A 21,344-nucleotide genomic window follows, 5' to 3' on the forward strand; every position below is an offset into this window, starting at 1 on the left:
TGCAGGCTGTCAATCCGCCCTAATGAAGCCGTTGACTTGTGCCACTTCTTCACTGGCGAACCAGAGTTCGGCCAGCGTGTCGTGGTATAGCGCACTGCCGGGTGGGTAATACAGGCCGAAGCTCACACTGGCTTTGACGGGATAGCCGTTCGGCATCTGGTATGGGTCCTCGAGCGGCAGATGAATTGCCGGGCGCACGCCCGCACTCGGCGGTTCCGGCGGTTCTGCGGCCGCGTGCCGCCCGCCTCTGTCTTCAGCTGCGGATACAGCCGCCGCCGGCAACCCAGTGTCAGCAAGATCGGCAGCGTGGACATCGGGCGGCACCGCTTCAGGCGCCACTGCTTCCGGAACAAAGGCTTGCGGAACGAAAGTCTCCGGAACCACTCGCTCAGGAACAATGAGATCGGGACCGACTTCGGAAAGGTCGGCCTGCGACACAACGGGTGTCGGCGTGGTGTCCACCGCATCGGTGTCTTCCTCCTCGACCCCGACGTTGCTGGGGCCGGACAGCAAGTCGCTGCCGTAGCCCTCCTCACCCGGAAGATGCTCGGCATCACCGACAGCCGCCCCGGCGCCGCGCGGCCAGCTGACCCGCGGTGTGGACCCGGCGTCCGGCGCCACAGGTTCCGGCGGGAACTGGTCGCCGAAACCGAAATGCTCTGAACCGAAGTCCTCGTCGGGCGGCCAGTCTCCATCAGCGGCGGTACCGTACTCGACATCCCCAGCGCGGTCATCGTCGTAAGCAGCGGCGTCGTACCCACGTCGACGCCGACGCAATCCGAACACCACCAACGCCACCATCACGACCAGGAGCACCCCCAGGGCGGCGGCCCCTAACCACCACCAATGCCAGGTGAACTTCTTGCCGGGTGGGGGCATCGCCGAAGTACTTGGCTGGTTCTGCCCTGACACCTGCAGACCGGACAGCAAGGGCGCTAGGTTAGCGGGATCCGTAGTGAATGTGTTTTTTGCACGGTTCCACGAAATCATGCCGCCGGTGAATTTCTGTGAGACAACATCGCCGTCGACGGTCTGGTCGCCGACCGGGGCGCCGAGCTTGCCGTTGGGGCCGCGCAGCTTGTCCCACGCGGCCACCATGGCTCCGCGCACGACGAACGCGCCGTGGTCCGGAGTCCAGAAAATCACCGGCTTGTCGGCCGCGGAGAACCTGACGATCCGGCTGGAGGGCCCAAAACCACCATCAGTTTCGTTGGCGATGGGGAAACCCAAGTCGCTGCTGACCGGTCCGCCCAGCGACTCGTACTTCGCCAGGATTTCACCCTCGACGGCGTTTGCACCGGTTGCCGGGCTGAAGAAGACCTTGCCACCGACGAAGTCCTGGGCGATACCGTCTCCGCCGATCGGGTACTGCCCACCGTTCTTGGCGCCCAGCGGACCTGCGGCACCGCCTGCTGCGCGCCAGGCCATGTTGATCGCCGCGGAAGGATCGATCGCTACCTGCAAACCCTTCAGCTGCTCGGCCAGCACCGCCGGAACGGTGGTGAACTCCTTGGTTGCCCGGTTCCAGGAGACTTCACCACCGCTGAACTTCTGGGCGGTGACCTCGCCGTCGTAGGTTTCATCCCCGACCGGGGCACCCAGCACGCCACCCGAGCTGCCGAGCTTGTCCCACGCGGCATTCAGCGCGCCGCGCACGACGAACGCGCCGTGTTCAGGCGTCCAGAAAATCACCGGGTTGTCGGCCGCGGAGAACGTGCTCACGCGACTGTCGGGTCCGGCAAGGCCGGGCACCTCGTTGATGGTCGGGAATCCCAGATCGCTGTCGGCTGCACCGCCCAGCGACTCGTATTTGTCCAGGAGCGGGCCGTAGAGGTATTTGGCACCGGTGGCCGGGGTGAAAAACATCTTGCCGCCGGCGAAGTCCAGGGCGAACCCGTCGCCTATCGGGTAAACGTCACCTTTCCGGACACCAAGTGTTGAAGTGTCACCACCCGCCTTCTCCCACGCGGCCATCATGGCGTCCTCGGCATCGCCTATCGGCGAAGCCGCCACCGTGGGCGCCAGCAACACGGCGGTCACCGCCGTGGCCGCCAAGCCGAGCAGCGTACGCCCGATCAGCGTGCTCAATTGACCTCTCTGCCCGTTCACCAAGCCTCCCAGCCGATGCCCTGCCTAGCCCGCCAGCCGGTGGATCTCCCACCGTGGGCCGGTCCCCGCTGCGGTCCGTATTGTCCCCGGGCTCGCATAACATTGCTCCAGCGAACGACGATTGCGAAGTCCAATCGCAAATATTACGAAAACGGATACCCAGCCGATGTCAAATTGATGCCGGGGCACGCTGCTGTGGTGAGCAACCGGGCTGCAGCCCGGGCCGGGTTTGCGTTACCGTGCCGGAAACGACAACCGGACTGATGCGGTGAGAGGAATCCCGGCTGACATGGGTGCTTCCGGCCTGGTCTGGACCCTCACCATCGTCCTGATCGCCGGCTTGATGTTGGTCGACTACGTCCTCCACGTACGCAAGACCCATGTACCGACGTTACGTCAGGCCGTCATCCAGTCGGCGACCTTCGTGGGGATAGCGATCCTGTTCGGCATCGCAGTGGTGGTGTTCGGCGGCTCAGAGCTGGCGGTCGAATATTTCGCCTGCTACCTGACCGACGAAGCCCTGTCGGTCGACAACCTGTTCGTATTTCTGGTCATCATCAGCAGCTTCGGGGTGCCTCGTCTCGCGCAACAAAAGGTGCTGTTGTTCGGTATCGCGTTTGCGCTCGTCACGCGCACCGGATTCATCTTCGTCGGCGCCGCGCTCATCGAGAACTTCAACTCGGCCTTTTACCTGTTCGGCCTGGTCCTACTGGTCATGGCGGGCAACCTCGCCAAACCCACCGGGCTAGAAAGCCGCGACGCCGAAACGCTCAAGAGGTCCGTCATTATCCGGCTAGCCGACCGCTTCTTGCGGACCTCACAGGACTACAACGGAGACCGGTTGTTCACGGTCTCGAACAACAAGCGAATGATGACCCCGTTGTTGCTGGTCATGATCGCCGTGGGTGGCACTGACATACTATTTGCGTTCGATTCGATTCCAGCACTTTTCGGCCTGACCCAAAACGTCTATCTGGTGTTCGCCGCCACCGCGTTCTCGCTGTTGGGCCTGCGCCAGCTGTACTTCTTGATCGACGGCCTGCTGGATCGGCTAGTCTATCTGTCTTACGGGTTGGCCGTGATTCTTGGCTTCATCGGCGTCAAACTGATGCTGGAAGCATTGCACGACAACAAGATTCCGTTCATCAACGGCGGCAAGCCGGTCCCGACCGTGGAGGTGAGCACCACCCAGTCGTTGACGGTGATCATCATCGTCCTGCTGATCACGACCGCGGCGTCGTTCTGGTCGGCGCGCGGACGGGCGCAGAACGCCATGGCGAGGGCCCGGCGGTATGCAACCGCATACCTCGACCTGCACTATGAGACCGAGTCGGCCGAACGCGACAAGATCTTTACCGCACTGCTGGCCGCTGAACGCCAGATCAACACTCTCCCAACGAAATACCGCATGCAGCCCGGACAGGACGACGACCTGATGACGCTGCTGTGCAGGGCCCATGCCGCGCGCGACGCGCACATGTGAGCCCGCGCTAGCTGAGGGCTAGCTGCGCCTAAACACCCAAGCCACGACCGATGATCTCTTTCATGATCTCGGTCGTGCCACCGTAAATCGTCTGTACCCGCGAATCGAGATAGGCCCGGGCGACTGGGTATTCGCGCATGTAGCCGTACCCACCGTGCAGCTGCAGACAGCGGTCGTTCAGATACACCTGCTTCTCGGTGGCATACCACTTGGCCATGGCGGCCTGCTCTGCCGTCAACTTCCCCGCGAGGTGCAGCTTGATGAATTCGTCGACCATGATGCGCACCACAGTGGCCTCGGTTGCCAGCTCGGCCAGCAAGAATCGGCTGTTCTGGAAGCTACCGATCGACCTGCCGAACGCCATGCGCTCCTTGGCGTACTGCAGTGTCTGCTCCAGCACGGATTCCATCCCCGCGGCCGCCATGATGGCGATCGAGATCCGTTCTTGCGGCAGGTTCTGCATCAAGTAGATGAACCCCATCCCCTCCTGGCCGAGCAGGTTTTCGGCTGGAACCGCCACGTCGGTGAAGGACAGCTCGGCGGTGTCCTGGGCGTCCAACCCGATCTTGTCCAGCTGGCGGCCGCGTTCGAATCCAGCCATGCCGCGTTCGACGACCAACAAACTGAACCCTTGCGCACCCTTTTCGGGATCCGTCTGCGCCACCACGATCACTAGGTCTGAATTGATCCCGTTGGTGATGAACGTCTTTGACCCGTTCAGCACGTAATGATCACCGTGTTTGACGGCACGGGTGGTGATACCTTGCAGGTCACTACCGGTTCCGGGCTCGGTCATCGCGATCGCGGTGATCAATTCCCCGGTGCAGAAGTTGGGAAACCAGCGCCGCTTCTGCTCTTCGGTGGCCAGCGCCAGCAAGTACGGCGCCACGATGTCGTTGTGCAGGCCAAAACCGATCCCGCTGTACCGTCCGGCGCAGGTTTCCTCGGTGATGATCGTGTTGTACCGGAAGTCCGCGTTACCCCCACCGCCATACTCCTCGGGCACCGCCATGCCCAGAAATCCCTGCTTGCCGGCCTCCAGCCACACGCCGCGGTCGACGATCTTGGTCTTTTCCCATTCATCGTGATAGGGCGCGACGTGGCGATCGAGGAACGCCCGGTAAGACTCGCGAAACAACTCATGTTCGGGTTCGAAAAGTGTGCGCTGGTACTTGATGGCACTGCCCATGGATGCCCTCCGGGGAAGAAAATTCTGGTGCCCAACAATACCAACCGGGCGGTTGGTCGGCAGGTAGCCGGGGCGCGCCAGCCGCCGCGAGCGTAACGCCACGGCGAGCTTGCGTGCACCGAATTCGCCGTGGCGTTACGCTCGCGGCGCAAACTCGCGCAAGGTGGCAGCCAGCGCCTCCGGGACACGGGCCTTGATCCGGGTGCCCTCGGGCTTGTGCTCCGCCTGCTGTATCCGCCCATCGGCGTGCACACGGGCCACCAGCTCGCCGCGGTCGTACGGGATCACCACGTCGACGGCGGTGTCGGCGGGCACAACCAGCTCGGCCATCCGCCGTCGGAGCGCATCGATACCGTCGCCGGTGCGGGCGGAAACGAACACCGCGCCGGGCAGCCCGTGCCGCAGCTTGGCCAGCATCAGGTCGCTAGCGACGTCAACCTTGTTCACTACCAGCAGCTCGGGCGGCGGATCGCCGTCATGGTCGGCGATCACCTCGGAGATCACCTGACGGACCGCGTCGATCTGGGCTAGCGGGTGGCCGTCGGATCCGTCCACGACGTGGACCAATAGATCGGCGTGCACGACCTCCTCCAGCGTGGAGCGAAACGCCTCGACCAACTGGGTGGGCAGGTGCCGCACAAAGCCGACGGTGTCGGTGAGCACGACTGGCCTACCGTCACCGAACTCCGCGCGCCTGGTGGTGGGTTCCAGGGTGGCAAACAGCGCGTCCTGTACCAGCACCCCGGCCCCGGTCAGCGCGTTGAGCAGGCTGGACTTACCCGCGTTGGTGTAGCCGACAATCGCGATCGACGGCACGTCACTGTGCCGGCGACGGCTGCGCTGGGTGTCGCGGACCTGTTTCATGGCCCTGATGTCGCGCCGTAACTTGGCCATCCGCTCGCGGATGCGGCGTCGGTCAGTCTCGATCTTGGTCTCACCGGGACCGCGCAGACCCACCCCGCCACCACTGCCACCGGCGCGACCGCCCGCCTGCCGTGACATCGACTCACCCCAGCCGCGCAGCCGCGGCAGCATGTACTCCATCTGAGCCAGCGACACCTGGGCTTTGCCCTCCCTGCTGGTGGCATGCTGGGCAAAGATGTCGAGGATCAGCGCGGTGCGGTCAATAACCTTAACCTGCACAGCCTTTTCCAAGGCGGTCAACTGCGCCGGGGACAGTTCGCCGTCGCAGATGACGGTGTCGGCGCCGGTCGCCACGATCACTTCGCGGAGTTCGGCCGCTTTGCCCGAGCCGATGTAGGTCGACGGGTCGGGCTTGTCGCGACGCTGGATGAGTCCTTCGAGCACCTGGGAGCCGGCGGTTTCGGCCAATGCCGCCAGCTCGGCCAGGCTTGCCCGGTTGTCAGCCGCGCTGCCCTCGGTCCACACTCCCACCAACACCACCCGCTCCAGGCGCAGCTGGCGGTACTCCACCTCGGAGACGTCGGCAAGCTCGGTCGACAACCCGGCAACCCGGCGCAGCGCCGATCTGTCCTCGAGTGCGAGCTCACCGAGGCTCGGTGTGAAGTCCGAAAGGCCCGTCTGGGGCGGATCTGGATATGTCATAGCCAGTACCCGATGGTGGCACGTGGCAGCTGGCCGCGCATCTGAATTTGCCGGCATAAGCCGCTGCGTGGGATCACCCCATCGCGTTCCACCAATCGTCAGCGAGATCTCCGCGGGCCACCAACACTGACGGCCCACGCAGGAAGCTCGTGGCATCGGTGACGGTAACCACGACCTCTCCGCCCGGCACGTGCACGGTGAGCGTTCCGGTCGGCGAGCCCACCGCCGCCAACGCGGCGACCGCGGCCGCAACCGTCCCGGTGCCACACGAGCGGGTTTCCCCCACGCCGCGTTCGTGAACCCGCATCCAGACCGCCCCGTCGACCGGCGCGGTGAGTACCTCGACATTGACCCCGTCGGGGAACTGCGCACCATCGAAACTCACCGGCGCACCCACGTCCAATGCCGCCAGGCCGTCGACGGTCAGCTGGGAATCCACGCACGCCAGATGCGGGTTACCCACATCGACGGCCAGGCCGTGAAACCGCCTGCCACCAACAACAGCCTCCCCTGCGCCCAATCTGTTGGCCTTGCCCATGTCGACGGAGACGTCGGCGTAGGCCGCCTCGACGTGGTGGCAGGTGACTGGTCGCGGTCCGGCCAGTGACCCTACGACGAACTCGTCGCGAACCTCCAGGCCACTGGCACGCAAGTAGTGCGCGAACACTCGCACACCGTTGCCGCACATCTGGGCTGCCGACCCGTCGGCGTTGCGGTAATCCATGTACCAGTCGGTCACGCGGACACCCTCGGGCAGGCTGTCCAGCACTCCTACCGCCTGGGCGGCTCCGGCGGTCGTAACCCGCAACACCCCGTCGGCGCCCAGCCCCTTCCGCCGGTCGCACAATGCCGCCACCCGGGCAGCGGTGAGCACCAACTCGGCGTCGACGTCAGGCAGCAACACGAAGTCGTTCTGGGTACCGTGGCCCTTCGCGAAGATCATCTGCGCCACTCCTCAATCACCAGATCAGGTTACGTGCCGCCATAACCGCACGGCGTCGTCGACCAGTCGTGCGCGGTCCGGTGAGCTGGCCACACCGGCGTCGAGCCAGTGCACCCGGTGGTCTCGGCGAAACCAGGACCGCTGCCGTCGCACGTAGCGGCGGGTGCCCAGGTACGTCTGCTCCCGCGCGGCGCGCATCATGTCAGCTCCAGCACCAGCGTCCAGAGCGGCTATTACCTGCGCGTAGCCCAGCGCGCGTGACGCGGTGACCCCCTCGCGCAGACCATTGCGGAGCAGGGTGCGTACCTCTTCAACCAGGCCCTGATCAAACATCAGGTCGGTGCGACGGGCCAACCGCTCGTCGAGAATCGTTGTCTGACAGTCCAACCCGACGATAACCGTGTCCCACCGCGGCGCACCGATGCGTGGCGCGGACGCGGCAAATGGCTGCCCGGTGAGTTCGACCACCTCGAGCGCCCGCACCGTGCGCCGGGCATCTGTGGGCAGGATTGCCGCGGCTGCAGCCGGGTCTCGGCGGGCTAACTCGGCGTGCAGCCGATCCACCCCGACCTCGGCCAGACGCCGCTCCCATCTCGCGCGTACTGAAGGATCGGTTGCGGGAAACGACCAGTCGTCGAGCAGGGATTGGACATACAGCATCGAGCCGCCCACCACGACCGGCACCGCTCCCCGGGCTGCGATCGCCTCGATGTCCGCCGCGGCGGCCCGCTGGTAGCGCGCCACGGTCGCGGTTTCGGTGACATCCAGGACATCGAGTTGATGATGCGGGATGCCACGGCGCTCGCTGACGGGCAGCTTCGCCGTCCCGATGTCCATGCCGCGATACAGCTGCATCGCGTCGGCGTTCACGATCTCCACGCTCACCCTGGCGCCGAGCCGCGCGGCGACGTCGAGCGCCAACTGGGACTTGCCGGCGCCCGTCGGTCCGATAATCGCCAACGGTCTCACGGCTGCCAGACACCGGCGAAATACCCCACGCCGTGTGGCGCTCCTCGGTAGAACTCCTTGGCCGATCGCGGTCCTGGCTCGGCCAGGCCGGCCAGCACCTGAAATGCCACCCGCCCAAGCACCTGTGCGGGCAGCCGGGTCAAGACGGCGAGGTCGCCGCTGGCCAACGCGTCGTCGAGAGCCCGCTGCATACCGGCGCCGTCGGGGTCATAGCCGCCGGGAGCGCGGGGCGTCAGGGTGTTCAGGCCGTCGGCGACGACTAGTACCCCGATCGGATCGGGCTCCCGGTCGATGTCGGCTCGCAGTTGCCTGCCACGTGCCACCGCGGCATCGGAACCGTGGTCGCTGGCATAGACGTGGACCTGTGCCCTGGCCTCAGGCCGGGCCTGGCCCCGTACCCAGGCGGTAAGTAGCGCACACAGGGGTAATTCCACCGGAACGGCAACTCCGTCACCGTCCTGCGGCGCGAGCCCGACTCGCACGTCGGCGCCGAAGCCCGCAAAGGTGCCGACGTCGGTGGGGCGCACGACGTCGTCGGCGCGCCCGGTTCCGACAGCAATCCAGCTTTTCGGCAACAAGGAGGCCGCCGCGATCACCGCGGCCCCCAAATCGGCCAGCTCGGCAGCGGCGGCTCCGGCCAGTTCGGGAACCAACACCGGCGCGGACGGAACGATCCCGATGGCGCTCAACACAACACAAAGCTAACGCCTTGGCGGGCGGATTCGGCCTCGTGGAGCAACGGCTGCAAAGAGACCGTGCTGAGAGGCCGACACTGTCCCGCGCTCATTGGCCAGAGACGGTCAACGAACCGCAAGCTGGCCCGCGGCCCCCAATTCGCCGGCGGAAACCGTCATCATCGCGACCTCGTCACGGGCCAAGGCTACGGTCGCGACAACCACCACCACTACCGCTGCCACCAGCGCGACCAGGGCCACCCGGCCGGTGTGCAGCACCTCATCGAGCACGGTGATCCCCAGCACCGAAGCGATCACCGGCCTCGCCACGGTGATCGTCGGCAACGAGGCGGTTAGCGCGCCCACCCGCAACGACGACTGCTGAAGCATCAGCCCGATCGGTAGAACCAGGATCCAGGCATACAACTCGGGGGTCCGGATCAGTGTCGCGAACCCCTCGCCGAGCTCCGTCACGACCCCTTTGGTCAGCACGGTGAATACCGCCAACGTTGCCGACGACGCCACCGCCAGCAGCACCGCGGACAGCGAACCCGAGGCAATCCGTGCACCAACCACACAAAGCACCACCGCCGGAACAACCACGACAGCAACCACCGCCCAGGTCGAGAAGGGGGCCCGAGTAGTGCCGGCCGCCGGGTTGCCCGACATGACGATGACGGCCACCGCGCCGGCCAGCAATACCGCCCACATCCACTCCCTGGGAGTACAGCGGTGATGAGTCAACCGAGCATCGATCAGCAGCGCGAACAACAGTGCGGTGGCCTGCAGCGACTGCACCAACACCACCGAACCCATCGTCAGCGCAATGGCCTGCAGGGTGAAACTGGCGACTGCGGCCAGGCTGCCCAGCCACCACAGAGCGTGACGCAAAGAGAGGTGGAACAACGTGAAATGGCCGACATATTCTTCAGCGGTGACCTGTCGCGCGGACCGCTGAAGTGTCACATACCCGATCCCGGCCAGCAACGCGGCGCCCAGCGCCAGAATGGTCGCGAATTCGACGCTGGCCATAGGTGACCTCCCACCGACATTCGGCCCGGAAGCTGACTGATACATCTCGATTTAAGCAGTTGTTCAATGATGATGAACTGGCGCCAGACAAATATCACAACAAAACGTTGCGCGCAGACGCGTGCTTCGTCATCGGCTTCGGAATTCTGCGGCATATTCGCTGCGCCGGGATTGATGAGGAATTGCCATCATGGTGGCTCGGCCCCAAGTGCGGTCGGCGGGTCGGCCGTGCAATTGACCGTTGCTTACGGCCCTCAGCGCTTCCACGGGAGGTGCGCGAGTAACAGCTCGGTTCGGCCCCTTACTACCGGCGGCAGCTGGACCCCGACCTCGATCAGCTCTACGGATGGCGGAAAAGCACAGGGCCATGACACCCACGATCGGCAAATATCGCGACGAACAGTCTGTCAAGCGGCCTCAATACTTGCTTCAATACTGTTGGAAACGGTGGCAGGACCGGGTGAGGGCATCGGGCCGACCACATCGGTGCCGCTTCGCGCGGCAGATGCGCGGCATACGCGCGAAGGGTTGCAAGGTAGGTGACAAGCGCATGACGGCCGACGAGCCCCGCAGCGACGATTCGTCCGGGTCGGCCCCCCAACCGGCTGCCACGCCGGTGCCCCGCCCGGGACCGCGTCCCGGCCCCCGGCCGGTGCCGCGACCCACCTCCTACCCGGTGGGTGCGCACCCTCCCAGCGACCCGCACCGTTTCGGCCGTATCGACGACGACGGCACGGTGTGGCTGGTCAGTGCGAGCGGCGAGCGTATCGTCGGCTCCTGGCAGGCCGGCGATCCCGAAGCCGCGTTTGCCCATTTCGGCAGGCGATTCGATGACCTGAGCACCGAAATCATGCTGATGGACGAGCGGTTGGCGTCCGGCACCGGCGACGCACGCAAGATCAAAGCCCATGCGATCGCGCTGGCCGAAACGTTGCCGACGGCATGCGTGCTGGGCGATGTCGACGCGCTGGCAGACCGGTTGACAAGCATTCGTGATCGCGCGGAGGTCATCGCTGCCGCCGACCGCTCCAGACGCGAGGAACATCGAGCCGCCCAGACCGCCCGTAAAGAGGCGCTGGCCGCCGAAGCCGAGGAGCTGGCCGCCAACGCGACACAATGGAAGGTCGCCGGTGACCGGCTGCGGGCAATCCTCGATGAATGGAAGACGATTAGCGGTGTGGACCGCAAGGTCGATGACGCGCTGTGGAAGCGCTACTCGACGGCCCGCGATACGTTCAACCGGCGGCGAGGGTCCCACTTCGCCGAATTGGACCGTGAGCGATCCGGCGTCCGGCAAAGCAAGGAACGGCTTTGTGAACGGGCCGAGGAGTTGTCCGAGTCGACGGACTGGACCGCCACCAGCGCGGAGTTCCGCAAGCTGCTCGCCGACTGGAAAGCGGCGGGACGCGCGAGCAAGGATGTGGACGACGCCCTGTGGCGTCGCTTCAAGGCCGCGCAGGACTCCTTCTTCACGGCTCGCAATGCCGCCACCGCCGAGAAGGAGGCCGAGTTGCGAGCCAATGCCGACGCCAAGGAGGCGCTGCTGGCCGAAGCGGAGCGGCTCGACACGACAAACCACGAGGCCGCTCGAGCAGCGCTGCGGTCGATCGCCGAGAAGTGGGACGCGATCGGCAAGGTGTCGCGGGAGCGGGCCGCGGAGCTGGAGCGGCGACTACGCGCGGTCGAGAAAAAGGTGCGAGAAGCCGGCGAAGCGGATTGGTCCGACCCGCAGGCGCGGGCCCGCGCCGAGCAGTTCCGCGCCCGGGCCGAGCAGTTTGAACACCAGGCCGAGAAGGCAGCAGCGGCCGGTCGCACCAAGGAAGCCGACGAGGCGAAGGCGAACGCCGAACAATGGCGGCAGTGGGCCGAGGCAGCCGCCGACGCGTTGACCCGACGCCCCTAACGGTCGGTGCCGCGGTCGGGCGTTGTCCCGGCCTCGGAGTCCGTTTGCACGTGGTCCAGCAGCGTCTTGCACTGTTGTTGCGCGACGACGCGGCGACGCCGCTCCTCGGCTGCGAGCTGCACGATGGTGCGCGACCACACCACCTGGGCCCAGTGGAATGTCAACACGATCGCGGTGATCCAGGCGACGATGAGCCCGATACCGGGGCCGGGATGACCGGCGGCGACCGTCTGACGCGACCATACGGCCAGCAGCCCGGTACCGCTGGCCATCGCCGAACCCGCCAGCGCCACCCAAGCCAGCGCCCACCGCCGGGTGAGCAACGCCAGCATCGAGAAGCCAACGCCGAACACCAGCGCCAACCAGGCGAATACCCGCGAGGGCAGCGCGACGGCGGCCCTGCCGGCGCCGTGGCTGCTGAACAACACATCCCAGCCGCGCACGCTTCCGGTATGCGGCAGGATAAACGACCCCAACAGCACGAACACCAGGATTGCGACAACCAAAGCCCTCGCGCCTGGCTCGATTTCGCGCGCAACGCGGCGTTCTGCCGCCTCGATCTCAGCGCGGAGGGCGTCGAGATCCCCGGCGTCGTGTTCGTGGCTCATCATCTGCATCCTCCGGGCTTGGCCGCGCTGACCGGCAGCCCGACCCCAGGCATGCCCAGGCCGACGGCGCGCCCCGGCTGCCCGGCGGTGTGCGCGTCGCCGGCGCGGGTGCGGCGGTGGGTCAGGACGCCGGCGTCGGCGATGAGGTGGTGCGGCGCCGCTTCGGTGACCTTCGTGGTGATGACGTCGCCGGGACGCACGCGCGGCTGGCCGGCGGTGAAGTGCACCAGGCGCCCGTCGCGCGCCCGCCCGCTCATGCGCGCCGTGACGGTGTCCTTGCGCCCTTCCCCGGTGGCCACCAGCACCTCGACGGCCTGCCCGACCAGGGCGCGGTTGGCTTCCAGCGAGATTTGCTCCTGCAGCGCGATCAGGCGTTCATAGCGTTCCTGCACAACGGCTTTCGGCAGCTGTCCGTCGAGTTGCGCGGCCGGTGTCCCGGGCCGCTTGGAGTATTGGAAGGTAAATGCGGCCGCGAAGCGGGCCCGGCGCACCACGTCGAGCGTGGCCGCGAAGTCCTCTTCGGTCTCCCCGGGGAAACCGACGATCAGATCGGTGGTAATCGCGGCATGCGGGATGGCCGCCCGCACGCGCTCGATGATGCCGAGGTAGCGCTCGGCACGATAGGACCGCCGCATCGCGCGCAGGATCCGGTCGGATCCGGACTGTAGCGGCATGTGCAGCGCGGGGCAGACGTTGCGCGTCTGCGCCATCGCCTCGATGACGTCGTCGGTGAATTCGGCCGGGTGTGGGGAGGTGAACCGGACCCGCTCCAGCCCGTCGATGTCTCCGCAGGCCCGCAGCAACTCGGCGAAAGCTCCCCGATTACGGGGCAATGCGAGGTCGGCGAACGAGACGCCGTAGGCGTTGACGTTTTGGCCGAGCAGGGTGACTTCGAGCACACCGTCGTTCACCAAGGACCGCACCTCGGCCAGGATGTCGGCCGGAGCACGATCGACCTCTTTGCCCCGCAACGACGGAACGATGCAGAAGGTGCAGCTGTTGTTGCAGCCCACGGAGACGGAAACCCACGCGGCATAGGCAGATTCGCGGGAGCTGGGCAGCGACGACGGGAACTGTTGCAGCGCCTCGGCGATTTCGACCTGGGCGACCTTGTTGTGCCGGGCGCGCTCCAGCAGCGTGGGCAGCGACCCGATGTTGTGGGTGCCGAAGACAACGTCTACCCACGGCGCCCTGCGCAGCACGGCGTCGCGGTCTTTTTGCGCCAGGCAGCCACCGACCGCGATTTGCATGTCGGGATTGGCGCGCTTGCGCGGGGCCAGATGGCTGAGGTTGCCGTACAGCCTGTTGTCGGCGTTCTCGCGGACGGCGCAGGTGTTGAACACCACGACGTCGGCCTCGGAACCGTCGGTCGCCCTCCGGTAGCCGGCCGCTTCCAGCAGGCCCGCCAGCCGCTCGGAGTCGTGGACGTTCATCTGACAGCCGTAGGTGCGGACCTGATAGGTGCGCGCTGGCGCTCGCCGCACGGGCGGCCCGGCGCCCTCGCCGGTCACCCCCGCGGCGGCATCGTGCGCCACCATCGAAGTCACGGGGCCATGGTACGGCGACCGGGCGGCTCGCGGCCCAGCGGATGGTGTCGCCTCGTCGCAGCATCGGGCTAGCGGGGACGCGCTCGACACGGTGGCCGATCACGGCTTCGCTGCACACCGGCTCGAAGAAGTCGGCCACGCGCATGAGGTAGTCGCGTCGTCACCGACACTATGGCTCGCTTGCCTCTAAAGCATCGCTTATGCCACAGACCAGACTTGTCGGAGCCGCTGTCTAGCATCGGGGACCGGGTGCTCGGCGCGGACAAACGTCATGAAGGGAATCGATAATGTCGGATCGCTCAGCGATCGAATGGACGGGGGCAACCTGGAACCCGGTCACCGGATGCGACCGTGTATCGCCGGGATGTGACCACTGCTACGCAATGACGTTAGCGAAGCGGCTAAAGGCGATGGGCTCCGACAAGTATCAAACCGATGGTGACCCCAGAACCTCCGGTCCGGGATTTGGCGTCACCATCCATCCCCGCAGTCTTGACGAGCCGTTCCGGTGGCGAAGCCCCCGCACAGTGTTCGTGAACTCGATGGCGGACCTATTTCACGCCAGGGTGGCGCTCTGGTTCATTAGGGAAGTGTTCGAGGTGATGCGAGCTACACCACAGCACACTTACCAGATCTTGACCAAGCGCAGCCTGCGACTGCGTCGCCTCGCTCACAAGCTGGAGTGGCCGTCGAACGTTTGGATGGGGGTGTCGGTGGAAAATGTCGACGCCTTCCGCCGTATCGAGGACCTACGACAGGTGCCCGCAGCAGTAAGGTTCCTCTCCTGCGAGCCATTACTCGGGCCCCTGGACGGAATAAATCTAGGTTCGATTGATTGGGTTATCGCCGGAGGCGAATCTGGTCCGAATTTCCGCCCGATCGATCCACAATGGGTTCGCCATATTCGCGATACCTGCACTGCCGCTGATGTCCCATTCTTCTTCAAGCAATGGGGCGGTAGAACACCAAAGGCATTTGGACGTGAACTCGACGGACGTTGTTGGGATGAAATGCCGCTTATTGAGATTAGAAACCCGGATCCTCGGACCACCAGCCGCGTGCACGCGGATCCCATGTTGGCGACGGCGCCCACAGAATCTGCCCAGCGTTCGAATCCTGGACAGCTAGTTCGCCAACGCTGAATAATCCCATCTCGCCACGGTCCTCGGACTCCTTCTGCTGTTTCGCGCTCTTGGCTTGCCGCATCATCTCTGGCTCCTTTTGAGCCGCCCGGTTGTACAGGTGGCACATGATCGCATCTCCGGCCCAGTGATCGGTCGCGAACACCATGTCAAAGATTGTGACCTTATTGTGCATCTGCATGGGAATTCGATGCGAATACTTGTATCCCAGCTCATACTCCAGCTTGACGCGCATGAGATTAACCATCTCGGCACGGTAGGCAGGCGCAGTTAGATGGTGGCGCCATCGCGCTGCCTGTATCCGCTTCCAATCCGCGTCTCCGTACATGCGGGTGACCTGCTCGATAAACAGTTCCGCGTTCGTGCCCTTCACGCCCCGCGCGATCATGGTGGGTGCCATCAACATCCATAGTTCGGTCTTGAGGTTACGAGGGTTCTGGCGAAAGGCGGCGACCTTATTGATCGTTTCCCAATGGACTTCAGCGGCCTGTTGGTCGATGAAAGCGAAGGTGGGCGCCCACCGCCAAGGGCCTAGTTCGGCAAGTGTTTCATCGATTGTTACGTTGGAATCGCCGGCCACAACGCGGTACCTACCGTCACCGGGAAAGCGGGTCCGAAGGGCGACGTCCAATTCAGAGGCAAGCGGGTTAAGCTCGCAAAACCGGAGCCGCGTGAAAAGTGGATCGGCTTTCATAGCGATAAGAGAAGAGCCATCAAATTTCTCTCCCGTGTCGCGGTCTATGTTCTCGGGCTGGCCCGCCATCAAGTCGAGGTAAATTCGTTCACGGAAGTCTGACTAGCCCTGTTGAAGGCCGGGAGGTACCCGGCAAGTATCTCCAGTTTGTTTCGCGTCCAATATGACCATTCTCTAGCCATCGAATCCCTTTAGACGCGCCGGCGCTCCCGTTCAGCGGCCAGCTCGGCGATAACCACCTCGCACGCCAAGGTCTGGCCGTACCCACGGCGCGCCAACATCGCCACCAGCCTGCGGCTCACCCGCGCTTCGTCGGTGCCGTCGTCGATCAGCGCCTCCCGCCGCAGCCTGGCCCGTACCAGCTTTTCCGCCCGCCCCCGTTCGGCACCGGCGTCGATGCCCCCGAGCACCGTGGTGATCACGTCGTCGTCGACGCCCTTGGCGTGCAGCTCGGCAGCCAACGCGCGCTTGCTCTTTCCCGCGTTCGCGCGCCTGGACTGAACCCATTGTTCGGCGAAGTCGGTGTCATCCACCAGGCCAACGGCGGCCAGCCGATCCAATACCCGGTTGCCGATGTCTTCGGGGTAGCCGCGCTTGGCCAGCTGGCCGGCTAACTCGGCGCGGGTGCGGGATCGCGCGGTGAGCAGGCGCAGGCACAGTGCCCGCGCCTGCTCTTCGCGCTCAGAAGTCGACGGGGGCGGGCAGGACACCGTCATTTGAGGGGTCATCGGTCACCACGGCACCAATGCCAAGCTTTTCCTTGATCTTCTTCTCGATCTCGTCAGCCACGTCGGCGTTCTCCACCAAGAAGTTGCGGGCATTCTCCTTGCCCTGGCCGAGCTGCTCGCCCTCGTAGGTGAACCAGGCACCCGACTTGCGGATGAGGCCCTGATCCACACCCATGTCGATCAGCGAGCCCTCCCTGCTGATTCCCTTGCCGTAGAGGATGTCGAACTCGGCCTGCTTGAAGGGGGGCGAACAGTTGTGCACGACAACCCCTTCGGCGACGAGGGTGTGCAGTTCCTCGACCTCGAGGTCGAACGTTCGTGCCCGCCGCGTTGGCAGCACTTCTCGGATCACCGAATACCGGAGTTCTTCCGCCAGCATGTCGTGCAGGAATTTGTCATCCAGGGCATCCGCGAGCGCCTGCACGCGATCCCGACGAAGGCGGCTGGCACCTAAGACCTGCTTCATTCCACCGCGGGGGTCCCCGGAAGCTACACCGATCATGGCCGCGGCCTCCTGCGCGGTCACGCCGCGCTCGTCCAGATAATTCAGCACGGCATCGGTCATCTCTGCAGCCAGATATGTCGCTTGCGATCCACGACGCCGCCCCTGCGTGGCTTCTGGAATCGCCTGGATAAGCGCGGCACCGCGCGGCCCCCACATGGGAACTGACTCCGCGAATGCCGTGACGTTATCCATACCCGAGATCCGGACCTCGAACACTTGACGTTTGCTCTGGATCCGTCGACCGTTGACGATGCTCGGCCGCTTCTGGGTCGGATCGTAATCTCGAACGGTGCTCCCGACACCGAACCGCAGCAGCAGCCAATGAATCTGATGCGCGAGTTGTTCAGAGGTCGTCGTGTAACCGACCCGAAGTGCCCCGGTCTGTTCCCGGCTCACCCACCCGTCGCTTTCGAACAGGCCGAAGAGCAGATTGCCGACAATGTCGGCCGCGATGTCCGGCTCGAAGAACCAATTCGGAATCGTCTTCTCCCACGCGAGCTTGCCGTGCACACCGGCCCGCCGACAAAGGTCCAGTACCCCGTTGCGCTCACCGGGTCGATGAGCGATCGCGAGTGAGATACGCCCCTGCGGATGGGCCGCACAACCGAGCGTCGCAGCGATTCGCGTCACGTCGTCAATGAGCGCCCGCTGAACATTGATGAAGTTGATCGGAGTCTTGCCCCCCACCCAACCATCCCTGCCATCTCCGATCAGGTAGCCAAGCAGCCGGGCATGATCCGCCGGAATCGGCGCACTGTCACCGAATCCGTCGAAGCGTCGCGGTTGCGCCACCCGGTCTCCCTTGCGGAGTTCCCCGGCGGCACGCCAGCCGTACTCTGTCAGCACCTTGTGATCGGGTGTCGCCCACACGATGGCGCCACCGGCGATCCGCAACCCGATCACATCCTGCGTTCCCTGGTCGAACCAGGACACCACGGGCCGCGCATGCAGCGTTCCGTCCTTGGCGGCAGCCACGACATGAATAGGCTTGCGCCCATCGACAACATCCTCGATGCGATGCGTTGTACCGGTGACCGGATCGAAGATCCGAGTGCCCTCTGCGAGGCACTTGTTCTTGACGACCTTGACCCGGGTGCGGTTGCCGACCGCGTTGGTACCGTCCTTGAGCGTCTCGACCCGCCGCACGTCCATGCGCACCGACGCGTAGAACTTCAACGCCTTTCCGCCCGTTGTCGTCTCGGGCGACCCGAACATCACTCCGATCTTGTCGCGGAGCTGGTTGATGAAGATCGCCGTGGTGCCCGAATTATTCAGCGCGCCGGTCATTTTCCGCAGCGCCTGGCTCATCAGCCGGGCCTGCAGCCCGACGTGGCTGTCGCCCATCTCGCCTTCGAGCTCCGCGCGCGGCACCAGCGCCGCCACCGAGTCGATCACCACGATGTCAAGCGCACCCGAGCGGATCAGCATGTCGGCGATCTCGAGTGCCTGTTCCCCGGTGTCCGGCTGGCTGACCAGCAGCGAATCGGTGTCGACACCGAGCTTCTTGGCATAGTCCGGATCCAGCGCGTGCTCGGCGTCGATGAACGCCGCAACACCACCGGCGGCCTGAGCGTTGGCCACCGCGTGCAGCGCCACGGTGGTCTTACCCGAAGATTCCGGGCCGTATATCTCTATCACCCGGCCACGCGGCAGGCCGCCAATGCCCAGGGCCACGTCGAGTGCGATGGATCCGGTCGGAATGACCGAAATCGGCTGACGCGCCTCGTCGCCGAGGCGCATCACCGAACCTTTGCCGTAACTCTTCTCGATCTGGGCCACTGCCAGCTCGAGCGCCTTTTCCCGATCGGGGGTCTGCGTCATGGTGCCTCTCCTGTGGTCGGTGTTCGATTGACCGGTATCGGTCGGTTGGCCGTGACACTAGAGACAGCCACTGACAAGTCGGCTGCTCCGAATGATCACCACAGTAGCCGAACACCTGTTCGATTCAAGTGTGACACGCCGCGTGTGGCAACATCGCGTCCGCGCTCGTCGGCGCGTCGAACGCCCTGGCGGCGGTGCGGCCCGACTTGCGTGCGCGGCTGGTCCGGATCACCGACGATCTGCTGAACACCGCTAGCCTGGCCGGATCCGGCGTGCTCACCGGCCCGGATCTGACCTTTCGGCGTCGCAGCTGCTGCCTGTTCTACCGGGTACCCGCCGGAGGCAAGTGCGGCGATTGCCCGCTTTGACGAATGTGCAACCTCACCACCGATCGTGGGGAACGTCGAAGTCGGCGCACAATGCCCGCCAGACGTCGCGGGGCTCGACACCGTCCTCGATGGCCTGGGCGGCGCTACGGCCGTCGAAGCCGGTCAGCACGTGATCGAGCAGCACCGACGAGCCATAAGCCGCCCCGAAATGCAGGGCTACCCGCTCGTGGAACTCCGTCAGCCGCACGCCAGCCAACATACCCAGCGCGCTACCCCGCCAACGCAAGCGCGTCGTGGCAGACCCGCACCGGATCGGCCGCACCGGCGACGCTGGCGGCCGCCCGCCGCGCGGCCTCCCGGAACCTCGGCGACGACAACACCTCGTTGACCGCCGCCACCAGCGCGTCGGCGGTCAACGGCCGGATCAGCACCGCGCTACCCTGCCGGACTACCCGGTTGGCGATCTCCCACTGATCCCCGCCACCGGGAACCACCACCATGGGCACCCCGGCCAGCAGCGTCTTGGCCACCATCCCATGACCACCGCCGCAGATCACCAGATCGGCCCGCGTGAGCAGCTCGGCCTGGCTGCCCAGCCCGGCCACCGCCCAGGGCGGCACCGTCAGGTCGGCTCCGCTCAAACGCGACACCACCAGGCGCGATCCCGACGGCACCGTCTCACCCGGCGTCAGAGACTGCAACGCGACCTCCGTCAATCCGGCGGTCCCGGTCAACGCGGTGGACGGCGCCACGACCACCACCGGCCCGGTGCCGGCGGGGATGGCCAGCACCCGATCGGTCGGCTCGAAATGCAGCGGGCCCACCACGACGGCCTCGGCCGGCCAGTCCGGGCGGGGAACCTCGAGCGCGGGCAGCGTGGCGATCAGCCGGCGCAGCGGCCCGGGATCGCGGGCCGGCAATCCGATCTCGACCCGAACGGCGGCACGCTGGCGCAGCCCGGCACGCCAGGACCGCCCCGTCAGCGCTCGCATGGTGGCATCGCGCAGCCGGCCGCGGATACCGGTGCCTGCAGCCAGTCCGCTGCCGATCGGCGGCAGTCCCTTCGACGGCAGGTACAGCGGATGCGGGTTGAGTTCCACCCACGGGATCCCTAGCAGTTCGGCGGCCATGCCGCCGCACGCCGTGATGACGTCGGACACCACCAGCTCCGGTGCCAGAGCCCGCAGCCGCGGCGCGTTGAGCACGGCCATCTGCGCCGCCCGCCGATGGATCCTGGCCCCGGCGTCGAGATCGCGGTCGGTGGCCGCCAGCCCGTCCAGCTCGACGGCGTCAATGCCGGCGGCGCGGGCGGCTGCCAGCCATTCCACCCCGGTGAACAGGGTGGGCGTGTCACCGGCTGCGCGGAAACGCTGGCACAGCGCGATCGCCGGAAACGAGTGCCCGGGATCCGGCCCGGCGACCACGGCGACGCGCATCGGCCCTACCCTGCCACAGCGCCCCGGCCGTAGGCTGGCAGCCATGGCCGAGCTGACCGAAACATCGCCGGAAACCCCCGAAACCACCGAGGCCATTCGTGCCGTCGAGGCGTTCCTCAACGCCCTGCAGAGCGAAGACTTCGACACCGTCGACGCCGCACTGGGCGACGACCTGGTCTATGAGAACGTCGGGTTTTCCAGGATCCGCGGTGGCCGCCGCACGGCAACGCTGCTTCGCCGCATGCAGGGCCGCGTCGGCTTCGAGGTGAAGATCCACCGCATCGGCGCCGACGGCGCCGCGGTGCTCACCGAACGCACCGACGCGCTAATCATCGGACCGCTGCGGGTGCAGTTCTGGGTCTGCGGCGTATTCGAGGTGGACGATGGGCGGATCACCCTGTGGCGGGACTACTTCGATGTCTACGACATGTTCAAGGGCCTCTTGCGAGGCCTGGTGGCGCTGGTGGTGCCATCGCTGAAGGCAACGCTGTAGGCCGACCTTCCGGATCAAGCCCAACGCGCTGTAGAACATCGGGTAGCGCTACAGCCAGCCGGCTGCCCGGGCTTATCGCTACTCTGCGCGGCGGGCCAGCAAAGATGCGAAGTGTGGGCGAAACCGCAAATGCATCGCCTCGGCCGCTATACGATCCCCATGCACAGTCTTGA

General features: G+C 65.6%; 20 protein-coding genes and 1 pseudogene. 7 read left to right on the forward strand and 14 right to left on the reverse strand.

All coding sequences use genetic code 11. The features are described 5' to 3' along the window. Positions 1–9: 9 nt before the first annotated feature. Positions 10–2,109 carry an LGFP repeat-containing protein gene (locus tag MCAN_RS14425; RefSeq protein ID WP_014001394.1) on the reverse strand — a complete coding sequence of 700 codons (2,100 nt, stop codon included), beginning with the start codon at positions 2,107–2,109 and terminating at the stop codon, positions 10–12. 15 nt (positions 2,110–2,124) lie between these two features. On the opposite strand from MCAN_RS14425, the gene MCAN_RS14430 reads away from it, so the two are divergent. Both MCAN_RS14430 and MCAN_RS14435 read left to right on the forward strand, forming a co-directional pair. Continuing rightward, on the forward strand, positions 2,125–2,373 hold the full coding sequence (locus MCAN_RS14430) for a hypothetical protein (protein ID WP_003902343.1): 249 nt from the start codon (positions 2,125–2,127) through the stop codon (positions 2,371–2,373). A gap of 25 nt (positions 2,374–2,398) precedes the next feature. After that, positions 2,399–3,592 (forward strand): TerC/Alx family metal homeostasis membrane protein, encoded by a 1,194-nt coding sequence (locus tag MCAN_RS14435; protein WP_014001395.1) that lies wholly within the window; start codon positions 2,399–2,401, stop codon positions 3,590–3,592. Positions 3,593–3,620: 28 nt separating this feature from the next. On the opposite strand, the gene MCAN_RS14440 is transcribed toward MCAN_RS14435, so the two are convergent. The 6 genes from MCAN_RS14440 to MCAN_RS14465 all read right to left on the reverse strand — a co-directional run bounded on the left by MCAN_RS14440 (position 3,621) and on the right by MCAN_RS14465 (position 9,965). After that, positions 3,621–4,781, reverse strand: a complete 1,161-nt coding sequence (locus MCAN_RS14440; protein ID WP_014001396.1) for an acyl-CoA dehydrogenase family protein — start codon at positions 4,779–4,781, stop codon at positions 3,621–3,623. Between the two features lie 135 nt (positions 4,782–4,916). After that, complete coding sequence (gene hflX / locus MCAN_RS14445; protein ID WP_041179716.1) at positions 4,917–6,347, reverse strand: GTPase HflX; 1,431 nt, start codon at positions 6,345–6,347, stop codon at positions 4,917–4,919. Positions 6,348–6,420: 73 nt separating this feature from the next. Then, the gene (gene dapF / locus MCAN_RS14450; protein ID WP_003413987.1) at positions 6,421–7,290 is read right to left on the reverse strand and encodes a diaminopimelate epimerase; all 870 of its coding nucleotides are present in this window, start codon (positions 7,288–7,290) and stop codon (positions 6,421–6,423) included. Positions 7,291–7,314: 24 nt separating this feature from the next. After that, positions 7,315–8,259, reverse strand: coding sequence for a tRNA (adenosine(37)-N6)-dimethylallyltransferase MiaA (gene miaA / locus MCAN_RS14455; RefSeq protein ID WP_003413989.1), 945 nt, complete (start codon positions 8,257–8,259; stop codon positions 7,315–7,317). Then, entirely contained in the window at positions 8,256–8,951 is a 696-nt protein-coding gene (locus MCAN_RS14460) for a class III extradiol ring-cleavage dioxygenase family protein (protein WP_003899452.1), read from the reverse strand. The genes miaA and MCAN_RS14460 overlap by 4 nt, the downstream gene beginning before the upstream one ends. A 108-nt stretch (positions 8,952–9,059) precedes the next feature. After that, entirely contained in the window at positions 9,060–9,965 is a 906-nt protein-coding gene (locus MCAN_RS14465; protein ID WP_003413995.1) for a DMT family transporter, read from the reverse strand. Positions 9,966–10,031: 66 nt separating this feature from the next. On the opposite strand from MCAN_RS14465, the gene MCAN_RS14470 reads away from it, so the two are divergent. Both MCAN_RS14470 and MCAN_RS14475 read left to right on the forward strand, forming a co-directional pair. Next, positions 10,032–10,508 carry a hypothetical protein gene (locus tag MCAN_RS14470; RefSeq protein ID WP_003901458.1) on the forward strand — a complete coding sequence of 159 codons (477 nt, stop codon included), beginning with the start codon at positions 10,032–10,034 and terminating at the stop codon, positions 10,506–10,508. Positions 10,509–10,515: 7 nt separating this feature from the next. After that, a complete protein-coding gene (locus MCAN_RS14475; RefSeq protein ID WP_003413997.1) occupies positions 10,516–11,868 on the forward strand; it encodes a DUF349 domain-containing protein in 1,353 nt (450 codons plus the stop codon). Here MCAN_RS14475 and MCAN_RS14480 read toward each other — a convergent pair. Both MCAN_RS14480 and miaB read right to left on the reverse strand, forming a co-directional pair. Then, positions 11,865–12,479, reverse strand: a complete 615-nt coding sequence (locus MCAN_RS14480; protein ID WP_003413999.1) for an Rv2732c family membrane protein — start codon at positions 12,477–12,479, stop codon at positions 11,865–11,867. The genes MCAN_RS14475 and MCAN_RS14480 overlap by 4 nt on opposite strands. Beyond that, positions 12,476–14,014: a tRNA (N6-isopentenyl adenosine(37)-C2)-methylthiotransferase MiaB gene (gene miaB, locus MCAN_RS14485; RefSeq protein WP_014001398.1), complete on the reverse strand. Its 1,539-nt coding sequence runs from the start codon at positions 14,012–14,014 to the stop codon at positions 12,476–12,478. Before miaB ends, MCAN_RS14480 begins: the two co-directional genes overlap by 4 nt. 296 nt (positions 14,015–14,310) lie before the next feature. Between miaB and MCAN_RS21750 the strand changes: the two genes are divergently transcribed. Then, positions 14,311–15,165: a DUF5131 family protein gene (locus tag MCAN_RS21750; protein ID WP_003899455.1), complete on the forward strand. Its 855-nt coding sequence runs from the start codon at positions 14,311–14,313 to the stop codon at positions 15,163–15,165. On the opposite strand, the pseudogene MCAN_RS14490 reads toward MCAN_RS21750, so the two are convergent. From MCAN_RS14490 to recA, 3 genes and pseudogenes are all read right to left on the reverse strand, one after another. Then, positions 15,050–16,041 (reverse strand): annotated as a pseudogene (locus tag MCAN_RS14490) (three-Cys-motif partner protein TcmP). The gene MCAN_RS21750 and the pseudogene MCAN_RS14490 sit on opposite strands and share 116 nt — an antisense overlap. 9 nt (positions 16,042–16,050) lie before the next feature. Continuing rightward, on the reverse strand, positions 16,051–16,575 hold the full coding sequence (recX, locus tag MCAN_RS14495; RefSeq protein ID WP_014001399.1) for a recombination regulator RecX: 525 nt from the start codon (positions 16,573–16,575) through the stop codon (positions 16,051–16,053). Further along, on the reverse strand, positions 16,541–18,913 hold the full coding sequence (gene recA, locus MCAN_RS14500) for an intein-containing recombinase RecA (protein ID WP_014001400.1): 2,373 nt from the start codon (positions 18,911–18,913) through the stop codon (positions 16,541–16,543). The genes recX and recA overlap by 35 nt, the downstream gene beginning before the upstream one ends. Positions 18,914–19,107: 194 nt before the next feature. On the opposite strand from recA, the gene MCAN_RS14505 reads away from it, so the two are divergent. Continuing rightward, on the forward strand, positions 19,108–19,281 hold the full coding sequence (locus MCAN_RS14505) for a (2Fe-2S)-binding protein (protein WP_003414008.1): 174 nt from the start codon (positions 19,108–19,110) through the stop codon (positions 19,279–19,281). A gap of 13 nt (positions 19,282–19,294) precedes the next feature. Here MCAN_RS14505 and MCAN_RS14510 read toward each other — a convergent pair whose 3' ends face one another. Both MCAN_RS14510 and MCAN_RS14515 read right to left on the reverse strand, forming a co-directional pair. Next, positions 19,295–19,489, reverse strand: coding sequence for a DUF3046 domain-containing protein (locus tag MCAN_RS14510; RefSeq protein ID WP_031680673.1), 195 nt, complete (start codon positions 19,487–19,489; stop codon positions 19,295–19,297). A gap of 22 nt (positions 19,490–19,511) precedes the next feature. Continuing rightward, complete coding sequence (locus MCAN_RS14515) at positions 19,512–20,678, reverse strand: glycosyltransferase (protein ID WP_014001401.1); 1,167 nt, start codon at positions 20,676–20,678, stop codon at positions 19,512–19,514. A gap of 43 nt (positions 20,679–20,721) precedes the next feature. Here MCAN_RS14515 and ephG point away from each other — a divergent pair, with 43 nt between their 5' ends. Beyond that, a complete protein-coding gene (gene ephG, locus MCAN_RS14520; RefSeq protein ID WP_014001402.1) occupies positions 20,722–21,171 on the forward strand; it encodes an epoxide hydrolase in 450 nt (149 codons plus the stop codon). Positions 21,172–21,344 lie beyond the last annotated feature (173 nt).

The sequence above is a fragment of the Mycobacterium canetti CIPT 140010059 genome (genome assembly GCF_000253375.1).
GTDB lineage: Bacteria > Actinomycetota > Actinomycetes > Mycobacteriales > Mycobacteriaceae > Mycobacterium > Mycobacterium tuberculosis.